The organism is Thioalkalivibrio sp. HK1 (genome assembly GCA_000583135.1).
GTDB lineage: Bacteria > Pseudomonadota > Gammaproteobacteria > HK1 > HK1 > HK1.
This window is the reverse complement of the sequence record JFBG01000032.1, coordinates 1-16,092: the sequence shown is the minus strand read 5'-3', so window position 1 is coordinate 16,092 and position 16,092 is coordinate 1. Positions and strand designations below refer to the sequence as shown.

General features: G+C 51.9%; 10 protein-coding genes and 1 pseudogene. 5 read left to right on the top strand and 6 right to left on the bottom strand.

Annotated features, from left to right (window positions below):
- Positions 1–152 precede the first annotated feature (152 nt).
- From rpoZ to ubiA, 5 genes are all read left to right on the top strand, one after another.
- Entirely contained in the window at positions 153–530 is a 378-nt protein-coding gene (gene rpoZ / locus BF99_RS23935) for a DNA-directed RNA polymerase subunit omega (RefSeq protein WP_025770683.1), read from the top strand.
- 227 nt (positions 531–757) lie between these two features.
- Complete coding sequence (locus tag BF99_RS0109555; RefSeq protein ID WP_231471356.1) at positions 758–2,869, top strand: RelA/SpoT family protein; 2,112 nt, start codon at positions 758–760, stop codon at positions 2,867–2,869.
- Between the two features lie 78 nt (positions 2,870–2,947).
- Positions 2,948–3,334: a RidA family protein gene (locus BF99_RS0109550; protein WP_025770681.1), complete on the top strand. Its 387-nt coding sequence runs from the start codon at positions 2,948–2,950 to the stop codon at positions 3,332–3,334.
- Between the two features lie 46 nt (positions 3,335–3,380).
- Complete coding sequence (gene recG, locus BF99_RS0109545; RefSeq protein WP_025770680.1) at positions 3,381–5,702, top strand: ATP-dependent DNA helicase RecG; 2,322 nt, start codon at positions 3,381–3,383, stop codon at positions 5,700–5,702.
- A 204-nt stretch (positions 5,703–5,906) separates the two neighbouring features.
- Positions 5,907–6,800, top strand: coding sequence for a 4-hydroxybenzoate octaprenyltransferase (gene ubiA, locus BF99_RS0109540; RefSeq protein WP_025770679.1), 894 nt, complete (start codon positions 5,907–5,909; stop codon positions 6,798–6,800).
- A 56-nt stretch (positions 6,801–6,856) separates the two neighbouring features.
- Here ubiA and BF99_RS0109535 read toward each other — a convergent pair whose 3' ends face one another.
- The 6 genes and pseudogenes from BF99_RS0109535 to BF99_RS22465 all read right to left on the bottom strand — a co-directional run.
- On the bottom strand, positions 6,857–8,002 hold the full coding sequence (locus BF99_RS0109535) for an ImmA/IrrE family metallo-endopeptidase (protein WP_025770678.1): 1,146 nt from the start codon (positions 8,000–8,002) through the stop codon (positions 6,857–6,859).
- Between the two features lie 185 nt (positions 8,003–8,187).
- Positions 8,188–11,964, bottom strand: a complete 3,777-nt coding sequence (locus BF99_RS0109530; protein WP_025770677.1) for an SIR2 family protein — start codon at positions 11,962–11,964, stop codon at positions 8,188–8,190.
- Between the two features lie 240 nt (positions 11,965–12,204).
- Positions 12,205–12,573, bottom strand: a pseudogene (locus BF99_RS22470) (AAA family ATPase); the annotation flags it as partial.
- Positions 12,574–13,439: 866 nt separating this feature from the next.
- A complete protein-coding gene (locus tag BF99_RS0109510) occupies positions 13,440–14,138 on the bottom strand; it encodes a pirin family protein (RefSeq protein ID WP_025770674.1) in 699 nt (232 codons plus the stop codon).
- 200 nt (positions 14,139–14,338) lie between these two features.
- Positions 14,339–14,938, bottom strand: a complete 600-nt coding sequence (locus tag BF99_RS0109500; RefSeq protein ID WP_025770673.1) for a hypothetical protein — start codon at positions 14,936–14,938, stop codon at positions 14,339–14,341.
- On the bottom strand, positions 14,928–16,092 hold a 1,165-nt coding region (locus tag BF99_RS22465; protein WP_081759195.1), incomplete at its 5' end, for an AAA family ATPase. The genes BF99_RS0109500 and BF99_RS22465, both read right to left, overlap by 11 nt.

Sequence of the window (16,092 nt, the reverse complement as noted above, 5' to 3'; positions counted from 1 at the left end):
ACGAACGTCAAGTGCAAATCCGTGGAGCGCAATGCGCGATTGAAGTACACTTCGTCATGCGCTTGACCCAAACAAAACGAGCCTGGGGCTATCGTTCGCCCGCTCGTCGAATACCCATCATCATCCACCGGAACATCCCTCGGAGTATCGGCATGGCCAGAGTGACCGTTGAAGATTGCATCGAAAAGATTCCCAATCGATTCGATCTGGTATTGGTGGCGGCCCGTCGCACCCGCCTGATCTCTCTCGGCAGCGAGCCGCTCGTCCCCGTGGAGAAAGACAAACCGGCGGTGATCGCTCTGCGCGAAATCGCCGACGGCAAGGTGGATAAAACCATCTTGGAAGAGCCGCGCAGACCCTCGGAGACGATGTCGCTGACCGAGGGAATTCCCGCCCCCGGATCCGTCCCGAGAAAGAGCATGGACGAGGACGAGGACGACGAATACATCGACGACATGGCGGTCTTGCCGACCCCCTCGCCGATATTGTCGCCGCATAAAACGATGTCGCCGGCACCCGATGAAGATTGACCGATCGTTCAAACGACGCATCGAAATCATGCTTGATCCCTCACTTCGCCCCACCTCCTCGCCCTTTGCGGGCCGATGTCGTCATCCCTATCGAAAGCATCGGATGACCTTCGGGCTCGGGCTTTCGAAAAAGCGCTTTCCATGCCCCCGAGCCCGACGCGGTAGGGACGGATATTTAGAGTTTTAGGTACCCGACAGGAGTGTTTTCCTCCAGAGAATTGTGCAACTTGGCCGGGAAATACCTCAGCCCGGCACAGGTGGAGGAAATACGGCGCGCCATCCGTTTCGGTGAGCGCGCCCATAAAGGCCAGCAAAGAGCGTCGGGCGAAGACTATATCGTTCATCCCATCGAGGTCGCCACCATCTTGGCGAAGATGCGTCTCGATCATGAGACCGTCGTCGCCGCCATCTTGCATGACGTGATCGAGGACACCCCCACCGCCAAGGATCAGATCTTGGCGGAGTTCGGCAACGAGGTGGCCGAACTCGTGGACGGGGTCAGCAAGCTCACCCACCTTTCGCGCGAGAACCGCGCCTTGGCGCAGGCGGAAAACTTTCGCAAGATATTGATGGCGATGTCTCGCGATATCCGCGTCATCCTGATCAAACTCACGGATCGCCTGCACAATATGCGCACCATCGATCCGCTGCCGATCGAAAAACAGCGCCGGATCGCCCGAGAGACCTTGGATATCTACGCTCCGATCGCCAATCGCTTGGGGTTGCGCGGGATCTGGATGGAACTCGAGGATCTTTGCTTTCGAGCGCTCCATCCTTGGCGCCACCGCATCATCGCCTCCCATGTCAAAAAATTGCAGGGCAACCATAAGCGGGTATTGCAAAAAGTCGAAAAGGAAATCGGTCGACAACTACGCCGGGGATTCATTATCAAAGCGCATATCGAAAGACGAGAACGACATATCTACGACCTTTATCGCAAGATGCGCGCCAAACGCATCTCCTTGGAAAAAATTCGCTATGGCTACGGTTTCAAAATCATCGTCGAACTCCCGGACGACTGCTATCGAGCCTTGGGCGTGGTGCATCGCCTTTATAAACCGGTACCGGGAAAATTCAAGGACTTCATCGCCATCCCCAAAGCCAACGGCTATCAATCCTTGCATACCGTTTTATTCGGCCCTCTCGACGAGCCGATAGAGATTCAGATCCGTACCAAAGAGATGAATCGGGTGGCCGAAGCGGGGATCGCCGCCCACTGGATTTATAAAACCGGAAAACCGGGAACGAATGCGGCGCAAAGGCGTATCCGAAAGTGGGTGAAAGATTTATTGGAGATGCAAAGCCATGCCGGGGATTCGATGGAATTCCTGGAAAGCGTCAAAGAGGATCTCTTTCCCAAGGAAATCTATATCTTCACCCCCGACGGCGAAACCGTGGTACTCCCTCGAGGAGCGACGGTCATCGACTATGCCTATTCCATCCATACCGATATCGGGAATCATTGCATCGGCGCCAAACTGGACGGGCGCTATGTCTCCTTGCAAAGACAACTGTTCACCGGGGATACCATCGAGATCATCAAAGCCGACTGGGGGCGACCCAATGCCTCATGGTTGGATTTCGCCACCACCGGCAAAGCCCGCTCCGCGATCCGCAGCTATTTGAAGAATCTGCAAGGCGAAGAGGCAAAAGCGATCGGCAAACAACTGCTGGAACGGGCCTTGGCGGCGGAATCCATAAGATTCGATGATATCCCGCCCGAGCCGCTCGATTCCCTGCTCAAGGAATTTCGTCTCGATGGTCTAGAGGATCTGCACAAGGCGATCGGGATCGGGGAACATATCGCTCCTTTGGTCGCACGACGTTTGCTCGCCGACAACGAATCCGCACAAGCGATCACCGTGGAGCATGAAAGAGCCACCGTTCTTTCGCGCGAAATCGCTCCTTTATATATTCGCGGCTCCGAGGGGATGGCGGTCGATCTCGGGCGCTGCTGCCGTCCGATCCCCGGCGATGCGGTGATCGGCATTTTGAGCGCCGGCCGCGGACTTACGATCCATACCATGAATTGCCGCAATGCCACCGAGCACTCCGACCAACCCGAACGCTGGGTGGAAGTGGCGTGGGAGCCCGGGGTCGAGGGTGATTTTCCGGTCGAGATCCGGGTGGACATGGCCAACCGCGCCGGGGTGCTGGCAACCGTCGCCACCGTCATCGCGGATATGAACTCCAATATCGACAATATCGATTTCAAAGGGCGCGACGGATTAAACTCCACCTTGAGCTTCTTGTTGGAGGTGCGAGATCGCACCCACCTCGAGAAAATCATCCATCGCATCCGGAGCATCAACGACGTATCTCGAATCACCCGCATATAAAAAGCCGCCATCGGGGCGACGCTCCTCGATTCGTCGCTTCGATCATCCGTTCGCAACCCCCCGCCAAGGAGATCCCTCATGCCCAGAACAGCGATTGTCACCCCCGATGCGCCGGGGGCGATCGGCGCTTATTCCCAAGCGATTCGAGCCGGCGATACCGTCTACCTCTCCGGTCAAATCCCTTTGCACCCTCAGTCCATGAAAGTCGTCTCCGACGATCCCAAAGAGCAAATCCATCAGGTGCTGCGAAACCTCTCGGCCGTCGCCCAAGCCGCAGGAGGAAGCCTCGACGATGTGGTCAAACTCAATGTCTATTTAAAAGACCTGTCGATCTTTCCCCTCGTCAACGAGGTGATGGCCGAGTATTTCACTTCCCCCTACCCGGCCCGGGCGGCGATCGGCGTGGCCTCTTTGCCCTTGGATGTCGAGGTCGAGATCGAGGGAATCCTCGTCAAGGGGTTGTGATCTTGCGGATATCGAAGGGCTTGCGCTTTTTCGACACTAGCCTTCGATGGCGCTCTTCGATGGAAAACTCTTCGGCCCCAAAATAAGCGCTCGTTATCCGCCTTTCGCCTCGTTCGAGGGATGTGCCGACATGCAGTGCACCATGAATCCGCCGGTCGCATCGCCTCTCGAATCGTCCCTCGAACCGCTTTTCGAACCGCCGCCGATCGAATCGCTCCCCGGCATCAAGGCCGCAAATGTCGAGAAACTGCGCGCGGAAGGGATCGAGACCATCGTCGATCTCCTTTTCCACCTTCCGCTTCGCTACGAAGATCGCACCCGCATCAGCCCCATCGCTTCTTCGAAGCCGGGCGACGATGTCCTGATCTGCGGACACATCACCAAACTTACACTTGCACTCGGACGTCGTCCGATGACCGTGGTCCTGCGCGATGAAAGCGGTCAGATCGAACTGCAATGGTTCAACAGCAAGCCTTGGCTGACCAAACGGATTCAGATGGGTCGAAGGCTGTGGTGCTACGGATCGGTGCGCAGCGGCTTGGGCGGCAGACCGGCGATGTCGAATCCGAATTTCGGGATCGTCGAGACCGGTCAATCACCCCCGCTCGATCCCTATCTGACCCCGATCTACCCGACGCTGGCGGGACTCAAAGATCGCCCCTTGCAAAGGTTGATCCTCGGGGCGTTGGATAAAGTGAACGCTCACTCCGCTCTTTCGAAGGCGATGGAACTGCTGCCCGAGGATATCGTGCAGGACAATCGACTCCCCGGTCTCCTGCCCTCCTTGCAAGCGATGCACCGACCGCCGCCCGAGGCCGATGTCGAGGCCCTGATCTCCCCGGACAATCTCTATCGTCGACGTCTTGCCTTCGAGGAATTACTGGCCAATCACCTTGCGCTTCGCATGCTGCGCCGACGCCTCGACGATCGCAAAGCGCCGAAATTGACCGGCGCCAAACGCCCGCGCGGGCGCAAGTCCGGAACCGGGATCGAGGCCGGAGCCGAGGAACACGGTTCGGGATCGAAAAAAGCCGCCTCGCCGCCGAGCCTTGCCGAGCGCTTCATCGCATCCCTGCCCTTCTCCCCCACCGCCGCTCAAAGCCGAGTCATCAAGGAGATTCGAAAGGATCTGCGTCTTGGCCGCCCGATGCACCGACTCTTACAAGGCGATGTGGGGGCGGGGAAGACGGTGGTAGCCGCTTATGCCGCGGTATTGGCCTTGGACAGCGGATGGCAATGCGCCCTCATGGCTCCCACCGAGCTCCTGGCCGAGCAGCACTGGCATACCCTCGATGCTTGGCTTTCGCCGCTGGGCATGGAGGTGCTTTGGCTATCGGGAAAGACCGGCGGCAAAGAACGGCGTTCGACGATGGAACGGCTGGCGAAAGACAAAGAGCCGGTGCTGGCGATTGGCACCCATGCCCTCTTTCAATCGCAAATCGAGTTTTCCCGGCTGGGCCTTGCGATCATCGACGAACAACATCGTTTCGGCGTGGATCAGCGTTTGGCATTGCGCGACAAGGGGGAGCGAGAGGGGATGCATCCCCATCAACTGCTGATGACCGCCACCCCGATCCCCCGCACCCTCGCCATGACCGCTTGGGCGGATCTCGATATGTCTACCTTGAACGAACTGCCGCCGGGACGCACACCGGTGAATACCGCGGTGATGCCATCGACCAAACGCCCGAACGTCGTCGAGCGCATCGAGATTGCGTGTCGGGCGGGCGGGCAAGCCTATTGGGTTTGCACCGTGATCGAGGAATCCGAGGCCTTGGAATGCCAAGCGGCCGAAGATACCGCTCGCGATCTGCGGCAGGCCCTTCCCGATTTGAATATCGGCTTGGTGCACGGGCGGATGAAGGCGGCGGACAAGGATGCCGCGATGCGGGCCTTCAAAGAGGCCCGGTACAACGTGCTCGTGGCCACCACGGTGATCGAGGTCGGGGTCGATGTGCCCGAGGCATCGCTGATGATCATCGACAATGCCGACCGTTTGGGTCTCGCCCAGCTCCATCAGTTGCGCGGACGAGTGGGGCGAGGCAGCAAACACAGCGTTTGCGTCATGATGTACGACCGCCCCCTGACCGACACCGCGCGTCAACGCTTGGGCGTATTGCGCGCAACCAACGACGGCTTCGAGATCGCCCAAAAGGACCTCGAAATCCGCGGCCCGGGAGAGGTCTTGGGAACCCGCCAAACCGGAATCGCACGAATGCGCATCGCCGATCACCTTCGAGACCGAGCCCTGTTACCCGCAGTCGCCCGCGCCGGATCCGAACTGCTCACCCGCCATCCCCTTGATCGAAGCGCGGCAATCATCCGCCGCTGGGTCAAGGCCGAAGATGCGGTCTACGGGCGAGTTTGAGGGTTGTGCTGCGGATGTGTCTGACGATCTCTTCGGCAACGAACAGCGTGCGGATCTCGATCGGGCGGGCGACGATTCATCCTCGCTCGATGCCTGCCCGCTTGCTCCCTTGGGGGCTGGCGGGGGCAATCTCTCGTACCGCCCGATCCCGCAAGTGGCGAGAACCACGGGCCTAAGGCCAAGTCGAAACCGGCGCCAAGAAATATGAACCACTTCCACACAAAGCGCAGCCCGAGGCCTTGGACCAAACGCATCCCGATCTACCTTCGGCTGATGCGGGCTCACCAACCCATCGGCACCTTGCTCTTGCTCTGGCCGACCCTCTGGGCGCTTTGGATTGCAGGCGACGGCCACCCGCAGCCCACGATCGTGATCATCTTCGTGATCGGCGTTTTCGTCATGCGCTCCGCCGGCTGCGTCATCAACGATTTCGCGGATCGAAGACTCGACCCCCACGTCGAGCGCACCCGCAACCGACCCTTGGCCAGCGGAGAAATCGGCAGCGCCGAAGCCTTGGCGCTCTTCACTTTCCTGGGGCTGATCGCCCTCGCCTTGGTATCGATGCTCAACCCCCTGACCTGGCTCTACTCCATCGGCGGGATCCTTCTCACCGCCAGCTATCCCTTCATGAAGCGATGGACATCCCTGCCCCAACTCTACTTGGGACTCGCCTTCGCTTGGGGAGTGCCGATGGCATTTGCGGCCCTGACCGACGAAGTACCCCGATTGGCATGGCTGATCTTCACCGCCGTGGCCATCTGGGCCGTTGCCTACGACACCATCTACGCAATGGTCGACCGGCAGGACGATCTCAAAATCGGCATCAAATCCACCGCCATCCTCTGCGGACAACACGACCGCGCCTTCATCGCCTCGTGCCAAATCACGACCATCGCAATCCTCGCCCTCGTCGGCCAATTCGAAGACTTCAAAGGCTTCTACAAAGCAGGCCTTGTCGCCACGATCGCCCTTTTCTCCTACCAACAATGGCTGATCCGAAACCGAGAACCCCGAGCCTGCTTTCGCGCCTTCCGCAACAACCACTGGGCGGGGGCGGCCATCTTCACCGGCATCGTGGCGGAACTTGGTCTCGGGTGAGCCAAGCAAACCCGATGCCGGCTATGACAACGATCGGCACCTGCAACACGAAGTCATCAAATCGAAAACCCCAAACGACGACCGATCTCATGGAGGGTCAAAACCCTCTTCAAGCCCGCCAAACGCAAAGCATCCCGATACAAGGTCCGGCCTTCCAAGGTATCCCCGATCAAAGCCCACCCGAACCGCCGACTCAACCCGGCGATTTGAGATGACTCGAGTCCATCACTCGATTCCCCGCTACCCGAAATCGCCACACCTTCGACCTCGGCATCGTATCGACCATAAAGATCGGACCGATCAAGAAATCCAAGATCGAACAATCGCCGAAGGACAACCAACGGACCGACCTTGAATCGACGAACCAGCCTTGCAACCGCATCATCGACCGGCTCGCCGGGATCAATATCGGCACGCAAAGCATCGAGAGGAAGCAACATCTCCGCCGCCACCTCATTACACCATCGCTCGACTCGCTCCTCTTCGCCACCATCGATATGCGCCGTGAACAACGCCGATTCACCCAGCCATAAATGCGCCAACCCATGAGCCAGCGTCAACATCTGCGCCGACCTCGCATCGCCACCGTTGATAAAAACGAGCGGCGCCATCTCATCGGCAAGCACAAAACCCCGAAACTCCCCGACCTTCAACTCACGCTCACCATTACCGAAGACCACCCCGCTACGCATCACCATAATCCCGGCATCATCGATATCCGCCAAGAGCCGATCCAGCGCATCCCGCCACGTTCCACATCGAGATCGAGCCTCCAAGCCAAAGCCGAAGGCTTCCCTCATCGACGCCGCAACCTGCTCGACCGATTGCCCAAGCCTTGCCGAACCAACCAACGAAAGCGGCTCATAGCCCTCGAAAAGACAATAATCCCGATACCAATCCTGACGACGCAGACAAAGATAAATCGTCTCCAGCAAATCCGGACCAGGACGACGAGACGCCCGATCGCGCAACGTACGAAGATCGGGAATAGGCAAAGGCTCATCCGGCGGAGCATCCAAAAAGAAATAACCGACCGGGGTGTTCATCTTTTGTGCAACTCCCTCCAACTGCATCAGCGTCGGAAGAACATCCCCACCCTCCCACTCAGCATAGCCGGCAAACTTGGAGACAACCTCATCCAAGCCCAACCCAGCCCGCTCCCGCGCCCACCGCAGCATCTCCGGCCGTATTTCGATTTTCATCTCATCCTCCATTAGCCAGTCCATCATCAATGATGGTTGGAAGTATAAAGGTTCTGGAGAATCATAGATTAAATCAAATAAAAATATACATAGAAAGAATTCTCGAATCAAACGTTTCTTATTTATGGCTTATCAACTTATTTGTATTTCCATAGAAAAATCAAACAGAATGGCTTTCTCAATATTTATCTTTCTCCAGATTCTATTAGATAACTATTCAATTTTTTATATCTAATATCGTTTACAAGATCACCATTAGACTCGATGATTGCATCAAGACAACACCTAAGTTTGCTTAGCGGTAAATCTCTCGTATTTTTACCAATAATACAATCCAAAAAATTTAACGCATCCATTGGATAATTTATACATATATCAGATTGATCAAGTTCAAAAATTGGATAACCAATGTCTTCAATGGCTCTCATTCGATCACGAAGAAGACTGATCGCATTCGGAAATTGTTCTTTCGAATGGATACAAAAAATGCTTATATTGTTGATCATTACTGATGAAATTCTATCATGTTCGATTGGTAAGATCGTTTTTATACATGGGGTAATTCGATTAGCCCAAAATTCCGCTCGTCGATTATCAGAACCTTCAAGCATCCTTAATAACTCGTCAAAAACCACAGGAACAATATCTGATGGCAATTCACCGACAAATCCCTTTGCTTTATCATTAATAAATTTATCATCTAAATTAATGATGACAAAAATAAGAAATGCGACATATTGCACGCGCTCCACTCTACTCAGTTTAGAAAGATGATTCAGAGCCTCAAGAAAATCTTTCTTGAGGCGATCCATCAAAGGTAGGTATAATCGAGGTGTCCATAAAAAACCTCCCCAAATCAATCGAGCCTCCTCTTGACATTTACTCCAGCTAAATAATGACAGTAAATGTGATTCCGTCCATTTTGAATCTACTCGATATAGCATGACAGAGTAAGCGGCCAATATTATTCGACCATAGCAATATCTCTTAATTTCTCTATCGCACAGTTTAGTAAATATATTTTCTATTTTTTCAGGGAATCCTTGATCGTCCTTAAGCGTCATCCGATGCCACCAAAAAATTAACGCCTCGGTTATGATCCCTACAGGATGATTGATAGCGCGAGTAAAAGAATCTTCGCTACCAGTGTAATCTTCATAGTCCGATTCAAGAATCATATTTATAATAGTAAAAAAATTATCTTCATAGTATTCAAATGTCTTGGCAATTGACAATATCCACCGAGTTAATTCATTAGCGACACATTGCAACTTACTTCTCGGCATATCGATCAAAATCGGAGCTAACTTACTCCATGATTTTTGAGTAAATTCGTCCTCCGACCAAACACGAAGTGCCTCCTGCCAACGGCCAGATGGCCAATCCTTTTTCTTTGCCAATGCACACAAAACATCGGTAGCCATCTCAAAATCATCTCGGCAGATTTGAGACCAATCGTCTCGTTGATCTAAATCTTTGGTTGGAACACGCTTGATATCATCAGCCCAAAAAAGAAATTCATCACGCTGATCTTTTTCCAATTTCCAATCTGGATATTGGGAAGATAAAGAATTTAGTCGTTTTTTGGCAACCTCACTCAAAACATCAATTGATTCATCAATTTTTGCTAATCGCAGCCACACCTTCTTATCCACAATAAAATTATCATCATCAAATTTAATATCGCTCTTGGAAATATTAGATGGCGGTCCGTCAAGAATAGCCTGCTCCAATTCCGCCAACATACCCTTATCAAGTCTTTTCGCAAGAACCACAAGTAATCGTATGACTTCTCGTTTGGCTATCCCAGACCAAAGCCACCGACATGAATCCGCCAAGAGCCACTCCAGAGCAATACGATCAGGTATCACTGGTCGATTATCTTTAGTCTCTTGCGCTGCTGCGAAAAGAGCGAGCCTACGGAACAATGGATATGGCATACTCCACCAAAGCTCTGCCTCAATAATCGCTCGTTTACATGATTCCTCTGCGACCTCAACCCATGCATCTCGAGCCAAGTCAATTAGTACTGTCCAATCGTGAAATTTCCTATTCTGAGAATGCTTGCTTATGGAAGGCTGATGAATATGAGATTTTTCATCCTGTTCATCCTCAACTCCAAGTTCGTGCATGAGATCAAGTGTATCTTGGAGCAAGCTGGTAAAATCGGATAGGAGTTCCGGTAAGCGATCGATCCATTGCTCGTTATTGAATAGATTTTTTATGTCCCGATGAACATGGTCCACCGATAGTACGATCATCCAACCAATCGAGTGTCTGATATCTTTTGATTCATCGTTACCTTCGATTGATCGATAAATCGGTTCGTGCAGAAATACACATGGCGTCAGATACTCCCGAAGCTTCAGACGCATATCTGAAGTAAGTCCATTTCTCTTGAATCGCTCACACCAATGATACATGTGATGTTTGTCTATTCCCGTGCTATTTTCTCTGGATCTAACACGGCCAGCAATCATCAAATTCCAAAAAATTCGCATTGCAGGACTGAGGGTTTTCTTGCCATCATATCCAGAAGATGACATCTGCCTTGGTGTCTCGCTATCATGATTCATATCAGCAGATTTATCCATCTCGTCTTTTATTAATCTAATAAAATTATCATGTAATTGACCGCCCTGTTTGGCAAGCCAAAGCAACAACTTCGGATTATCAATGTGATTGACTAACCAGCACCCCAGCTGCCACATTATATTATCCCATTCACTTCTTTTGGCGCCATCATCTGCAATACTCATCAGCGGCGCCAAGAAATAAGGCGGCGGTCTTCGAATCATGCTGAAAGTGATATTTTTGTCGGTATCTGATTTTGGGAAAATTTCAAAACGGTATAAGTCGGCATTATGATAACGGTTTTCGCTCAAAACACTTAACCAATCTAAAGACGGGGATGGACTAAAATCAGTAAATTTTCTAGCAGGTATGCCTCTAGAATCACTCAGAGCCCACAGCATACGTCCAACGAAATCATCTTCTAATGTACTATTTGAAGGACGCGAACGAGCAAGCTCAACAACTATTTGCTCCTTACCGCGCACTCCATTGCGATATGTATCAGCCCAATTACATAGTGTCTTGCGTAAATAGAAATGATTTTTATATTTACGATACAGAATAGGTATGACATTTTTTGCCTTCCATTGCTCGGCAACATCATCATACTTACCTTTCGAGTAATCTCCAAAAGCGAACATATCAAGGGGCACTTCTCCGAGTAAGCGATCGGCAGCAAGTGCATCCATCATGTAACGCAGCATAGGATCGTTGATACTATATCCGACAAAACAAACTATGTAGTTATGAAGTAGCTCACTCACAAAGCGAGCCGCCCAACGTTCAGTGAGATATGCCAAGCCGAAATCGCCGCTTGAAATTACTAGACGTTCCAAATCAGTAGATGTTGGATTCTCCTCTAATAATCCGTGCAGATAAACCAACCCATTCCATTGACTTTTCTTTGGAATAGGTAAGAGTGGAGCTCTAAATCTTTCCATTGACGGATATTTCTTGGTAATTATTTCTTCAAATAAACGGTCATAATTGGTAGTAACCAAACGCATACGTCCGTCACTATTATCAAGATATTTACGATCTCTACTCAACATCAGTAGTGCCTCATGAATTTCAGTGGAATTTTTGATATCGGAATTTAGTTTCAAAATACTTGCTAGTTTTTTTCGCACCATCTTACGATCATTGCGAAATTTTTCCAGAAGTCCAATGGCAGTATCATACTGACGTGCCTTTATAGCTTCTCTTTGTTCTTTATTATTGTTAGGATCAACACCAACGCTCTCAAATAGCTTTTTCACTAAACCCTCAAAATCCGGCAATCCCGCCGAACGGGAGATGCCGGCACCACAAAAAAACACGACACCACCTTCTTCATGCGCCTGCAACAATCGCTCTGGAATATCAGGACCATCTTTGATAAATTGCATTTTAAAATCACCCTCGATATGCTCTCATTTTATTTATCCAGAAGGAAATGGCATTGAGGGGGACGATCTTGGACTGCATTAAGATACCCACTTGGCCCCTACTCTACTTCATGCCTACCAAAGATCAATCGCTTTCCCCTTGTAGATGGGCGATTCGATTCGAGATTCTCTACCTTTCTTCCTGCATTCGGCGAATATCAGCCTCCGTGAGGCTCTGACGATTGTCGATCAGGGCTTCCTTCAAGGCCTCTTCCGATATGCAGGGCTCTTCGGCGTAGCCAAGGTGGCGAGGCGCTTCCATGATATGCCGTTGGCGACCATCTTTCCGATGCTAGATTTGAGGATCGTTATGATGCTGGCTTCGCTAGGTAGATTGTAGTACAGAACGTTGTCGAAGCGGAGAAAGAGCACTGGGCCAAGGATTTCAGGGTGGTTGATCGCGATCATGATCAGGCTTTGCGGGTCATCTTGCTCGATCATTTGCTGGAAACTGTTCAGGGTGCTTTGAACTTCACCGATATCGTCGACGAATCCGCGCTGCGAGACGATGGCATCAAACTCATCGACAAGATATACGCATTGAGGGCGGCCGGTCAAATCGAAGACTTTCCGTAGTTTGACCGCGGTCTAGCCCATGTACTTGGTGATCAGACTGCCCAAATGCACTTTGAGTGAGCGGCAGGCCGAGTTCGCCAGCGAACACTGATGTCGTCATCATTTTTTCCGGTGCCCGGTACACCCATCAGCAGAGTTGCGGCGGGAGAGAGCCTTCGATGGTTGCCGCTGCCCCTTGATCGCCCGATTGTGTTGGCTCGCCAAGGCATTTCGAGCACCATCTCTGCGGAGCCCGTGCACCTTCGGGTAGATGACCGCCAATATCATCGTGCGGGCGCCTGATCGAAAGCCTCATCTCCCCGCCCCCACTCGGCGATGGCAAACCCCGACGAGTCTTGGCTTGATCGATGGCTGCCACCTGCATCGCCACAGAGAGGGGGCGATCTTCGTCCTCTTCTAGATGGCTTCAAAAACGCCTTCAACTGGTTCGCTCTGGTCACTCACCCTCCCTTCGTTCTTGTCGTGACCTCGCGCCCAAAAGCGCCTTACCGCTTTTTAGTCTGGCGGATATTGGGTCATCTTGACAGCAACGATTTGTGGATGTAGCCGGGATAGATGCGGCGATCTTTTCCAAGCGTGCGCGCTCCGTCGTCCCTCGAATGGCTCGCCTGACTCCTAATAAGGGGCGCCAAGGATCCGAGCGGAATCTTCAGGGGCATCGACCATAACGACCTCGGCAGTCTCGGTCACGGGGACGACGATTTAGGGTTCATCATGGATTGCAACACCATCTCGCACATTGATGGCGACACCGTTGACCGCCGACTCACCGCGAAAATGAAGGGTGAGCGCGCCTCGCTGTCTTCCCTACGGGGCTCATCTAGCTTCGGTGTCGATGGAGGAGCGTGCCGTGAAGGGTCTTAGGGAACATCGACCAAGACGATCTCGGCGGTCTCGGTTGCGGTGATGACGATCTCGGACTCATCGAAGATCGCAACGCCGTCGCGCGCGTTGATGGCGATGCCGTTGACCGTCACCTGACCCATCGCCGGGACGAGGTAGGCCTTGCGATCCTTATCGAGTCGGTGGGTGACGCTTTGGCCGGATACCAAAGTGGCGCCCAAGACGGCGGCGTTTTGGTTGATCTTCAGCGCACCCTCGTCTTGGGAGCGACCCGATGCCAGCACGACCAACTCTCCGGCCCGGTCGCCCTTGGGAAAGGATCTGGTATCCCAACGAGGCTCATAATCCGTTGAATCCGGGGTGATCCAGATCTGGAAGATCTGCGTCCGCTCGCTTTCCCGGTTGTATTCGGCATGAACGATACCGGTACCTGCGGACATCACCTGTACATCTCCGGCTTGGGTGCGTCCCTCGTTGCCCAGAGCATCTTGGTGAGTGATCGCCCCTTTTCGAACATAAGTGATGATCTCCATATCACGGTGCGGGTGCGGATCGAAGCCGGTTCCGGGCTCGATGGTGTCATCGTTCCAAACACGCAGGGCACCCACCCCCATGCGCTCGGGATCCGTGTAATGGCCGAAACTGAAATGATGCTTGGCATCGAGCCAGTTGGTTTTGAAGGCTCCCAGACTATCGAACGGGCGAGGGTCGATCATTATGGTGTCTCCTTATTTTTGTTGGGGAGAGCTATCCTATATCCGCTTAATAGCCATCTTAGTGGCATTAATTAGAAATGGCATTTCGTAGCGATTTTCAATCCTTCGCGGCACATCGAGTGTCCGTATGGTCAAAATCATCTATCGATTCTTGTCGTCGGCATCTCCGTCACTCGAAAGACACGCTGCCCATTGGTTGGCTACCGCCGGGGGCGGCGGTTCATACGAGAGATCAACTCTCCGATGTCTATTTTTCTTTGATTACTGACATCGAATCGAATGGGGAAATGGTTCGTCCCCTGTTTTTCTACAATGCCATGCTGTTGTATGCCAAGGCTATCGGGGCTAGTGTGGCCGCTCGTGACCTTACGAGTCGTTTTTCGTTCACGCGGCTCCCATACCAACATGGAAGCGGTCGAAAATTCAGCATTCGGATAGTTGTGCTCCCGACATAAAGCCAACAGCCAATCACAAAATAACTTGCCATTGATGAGCTGCTTCTCACATTCATTCTCATAAGAGGATTTAATTTCTATAATGAAAAAATATACGATACCCTCGTGAGCACAAGCTAAAAAGGCATCGCATATCTTTGCCCAGTGTAAAGGCGGTGATTTACTGAAGAAGGAAAAAGGCTTTTCCCTCTCGCTGTCTAATGAGAAAGCAATTGAATTGCTGCTGGGAACCCGGAATTCGATTCGCTTATCAAACTCGTTCAGCAGCCAACTACGAGCGTTTCTTTCCAAACGATATCGATAATCGATCGCCTTCTCAATCATCCTGATAATATCAATATCCATCTCTGCGCTCTTTCATTGTATAATAGATATCATCGTTAGATTTTTCTTGCATTGCTATCACCTTATCGAATGTGATAGCGTAAATACCATCCTCCATGAAAATCTCCATCGGTTCGATGACCTGATCGTCGAATTGATAGGCGCTGACTTTTTCGGGATCGAGAACCTCTTCTTCTTTGTAGCGATATTGCTTCCGCATACCGCTAGATCCTTGTTGGTTCAGCATGATGAGAGAATTCAGTTCTCGGACGATGTAGTCGCTATGGGTACTGATAACCAACCGCAATCCGGCATTGATCAGTCTTGCCAGAAGGCGAGCCATTTCAACTTGGTTTGCCGGATGAAGATTGATTTCCGGCTCTTCGATCATCAACAGATCGCCTTTTTGGGCTTGATATTCGAGATAAAACCATAGCCCGAACAGGCTTTTGACCGTTGCCGATGCAATATGCAGATTCACGGGTCGGACCTTATGACCTTCGCACTTCGCTTGGTGGGATTTGAATGTGATATCGCCGGTTCTTCTATTGATACTGAAAGTGCCTCGAAGAAGACGCTTTCTGAGTACATCGGCGCATTTATGAAACCCTCCTCTACCTTCACGCATGATCTCCGGTATTTCACTCAACCAATCGATATAGTCGGCGATCGGCTGGGCGTAGTACGAGCGCATCGTATCGCGCAACGATTCACTGGGACTATATATACCTTCCGCTACATGATGTGGTAATGTCGTCGAACGATTTCCGATGTTACGGTAAAACGGATACAGACTACTGCGTTCCACAGGCATCAAAATAACGTTTCGAGTCTTTCGCTTTTCGTCCAACAAGACTTTCAGCGATTTGACCGAGCCGACTAAATCGACTCTGGATCCCTCCAACATCGCCTCTTTAACATTAAAAACACCGGCCAGTCCGCTATTCACAATATCCTTGAAATTGGTCGGTTTAACAGAGTGACCATTACTTATGCGGTAGTATTGAGAGCAACGAAAGTCTGGATCACTCAGCATTTTCGACCAATAATAGAGGGAGTACATTACCCATGTCTTGCCACTGTTATTCGGGCCACAAAAAATAGTCAAGGGCTTTTGAGTGAACTCGCCTTCGCGAATGACACCCAGATTTTCGATCTTGAACTTCGGCTCATAC

Excerpts from the sequence above, each read along its gene's own strand:
- ubiA (WP_025770679.1), top strand. The coding sequence starts at position 5,907 with ATGAACCACTTCCACACAAAGCGCAGCCCGAGGCCTTGGACCAAACGC.
- recG (WP_025770680.1), top strand. The coding sequence starts at position 3,381 with ATGGCGCTCTTCGATGGAAAACTCTTCGGCCCCAAAATAAGCGCTCGT.
- BF99_RS0109535 (WP_025770678.1), bottom strand. The coding sequence starts at position 8,002 with ATGAAAATCGAAATACGGCCGGAGATGCTGCGGTGGGCGCGGGAGCGG.
- BF99_RS0109510 (WP_025770674.1), bottom strand. The coding sequence starts at position 14,138 with ATGATCGACCCTCGCCCGTTCGATAGTCTGGGAGCCTTCAAAACCAAC.
- BF99_RS0109530 (WP_025770677.1), bottom strand. The coding sequence starts at position 11,964 with ATGCAATTTATCAAAGATGGTCCTGATATTCCAGAGCGATTGTTGCAG.
- BF99_RS0109550 (WP_025770681.1), top strand. The coding sequence starts at position 2,948 with ATGCCCAGAACAGCGATTGTCACCCCCGATGCGCCGGGGGCGATCGGC.
- BF99_RS0109500 (WP_025770673.1), bottom strand. The coding sequence starts at position 14,938 with ATGGATATTGATATTATCAGGATGATTGAGAAGGCGATCGATTATCGA.
- rpoZ (WP_025770683.1), top strand. The coding sequence starts at position 153 with ATGGCCAGAGTGACCGTTGAAGATTGCATCGAAAAGATTCCCAATCGA.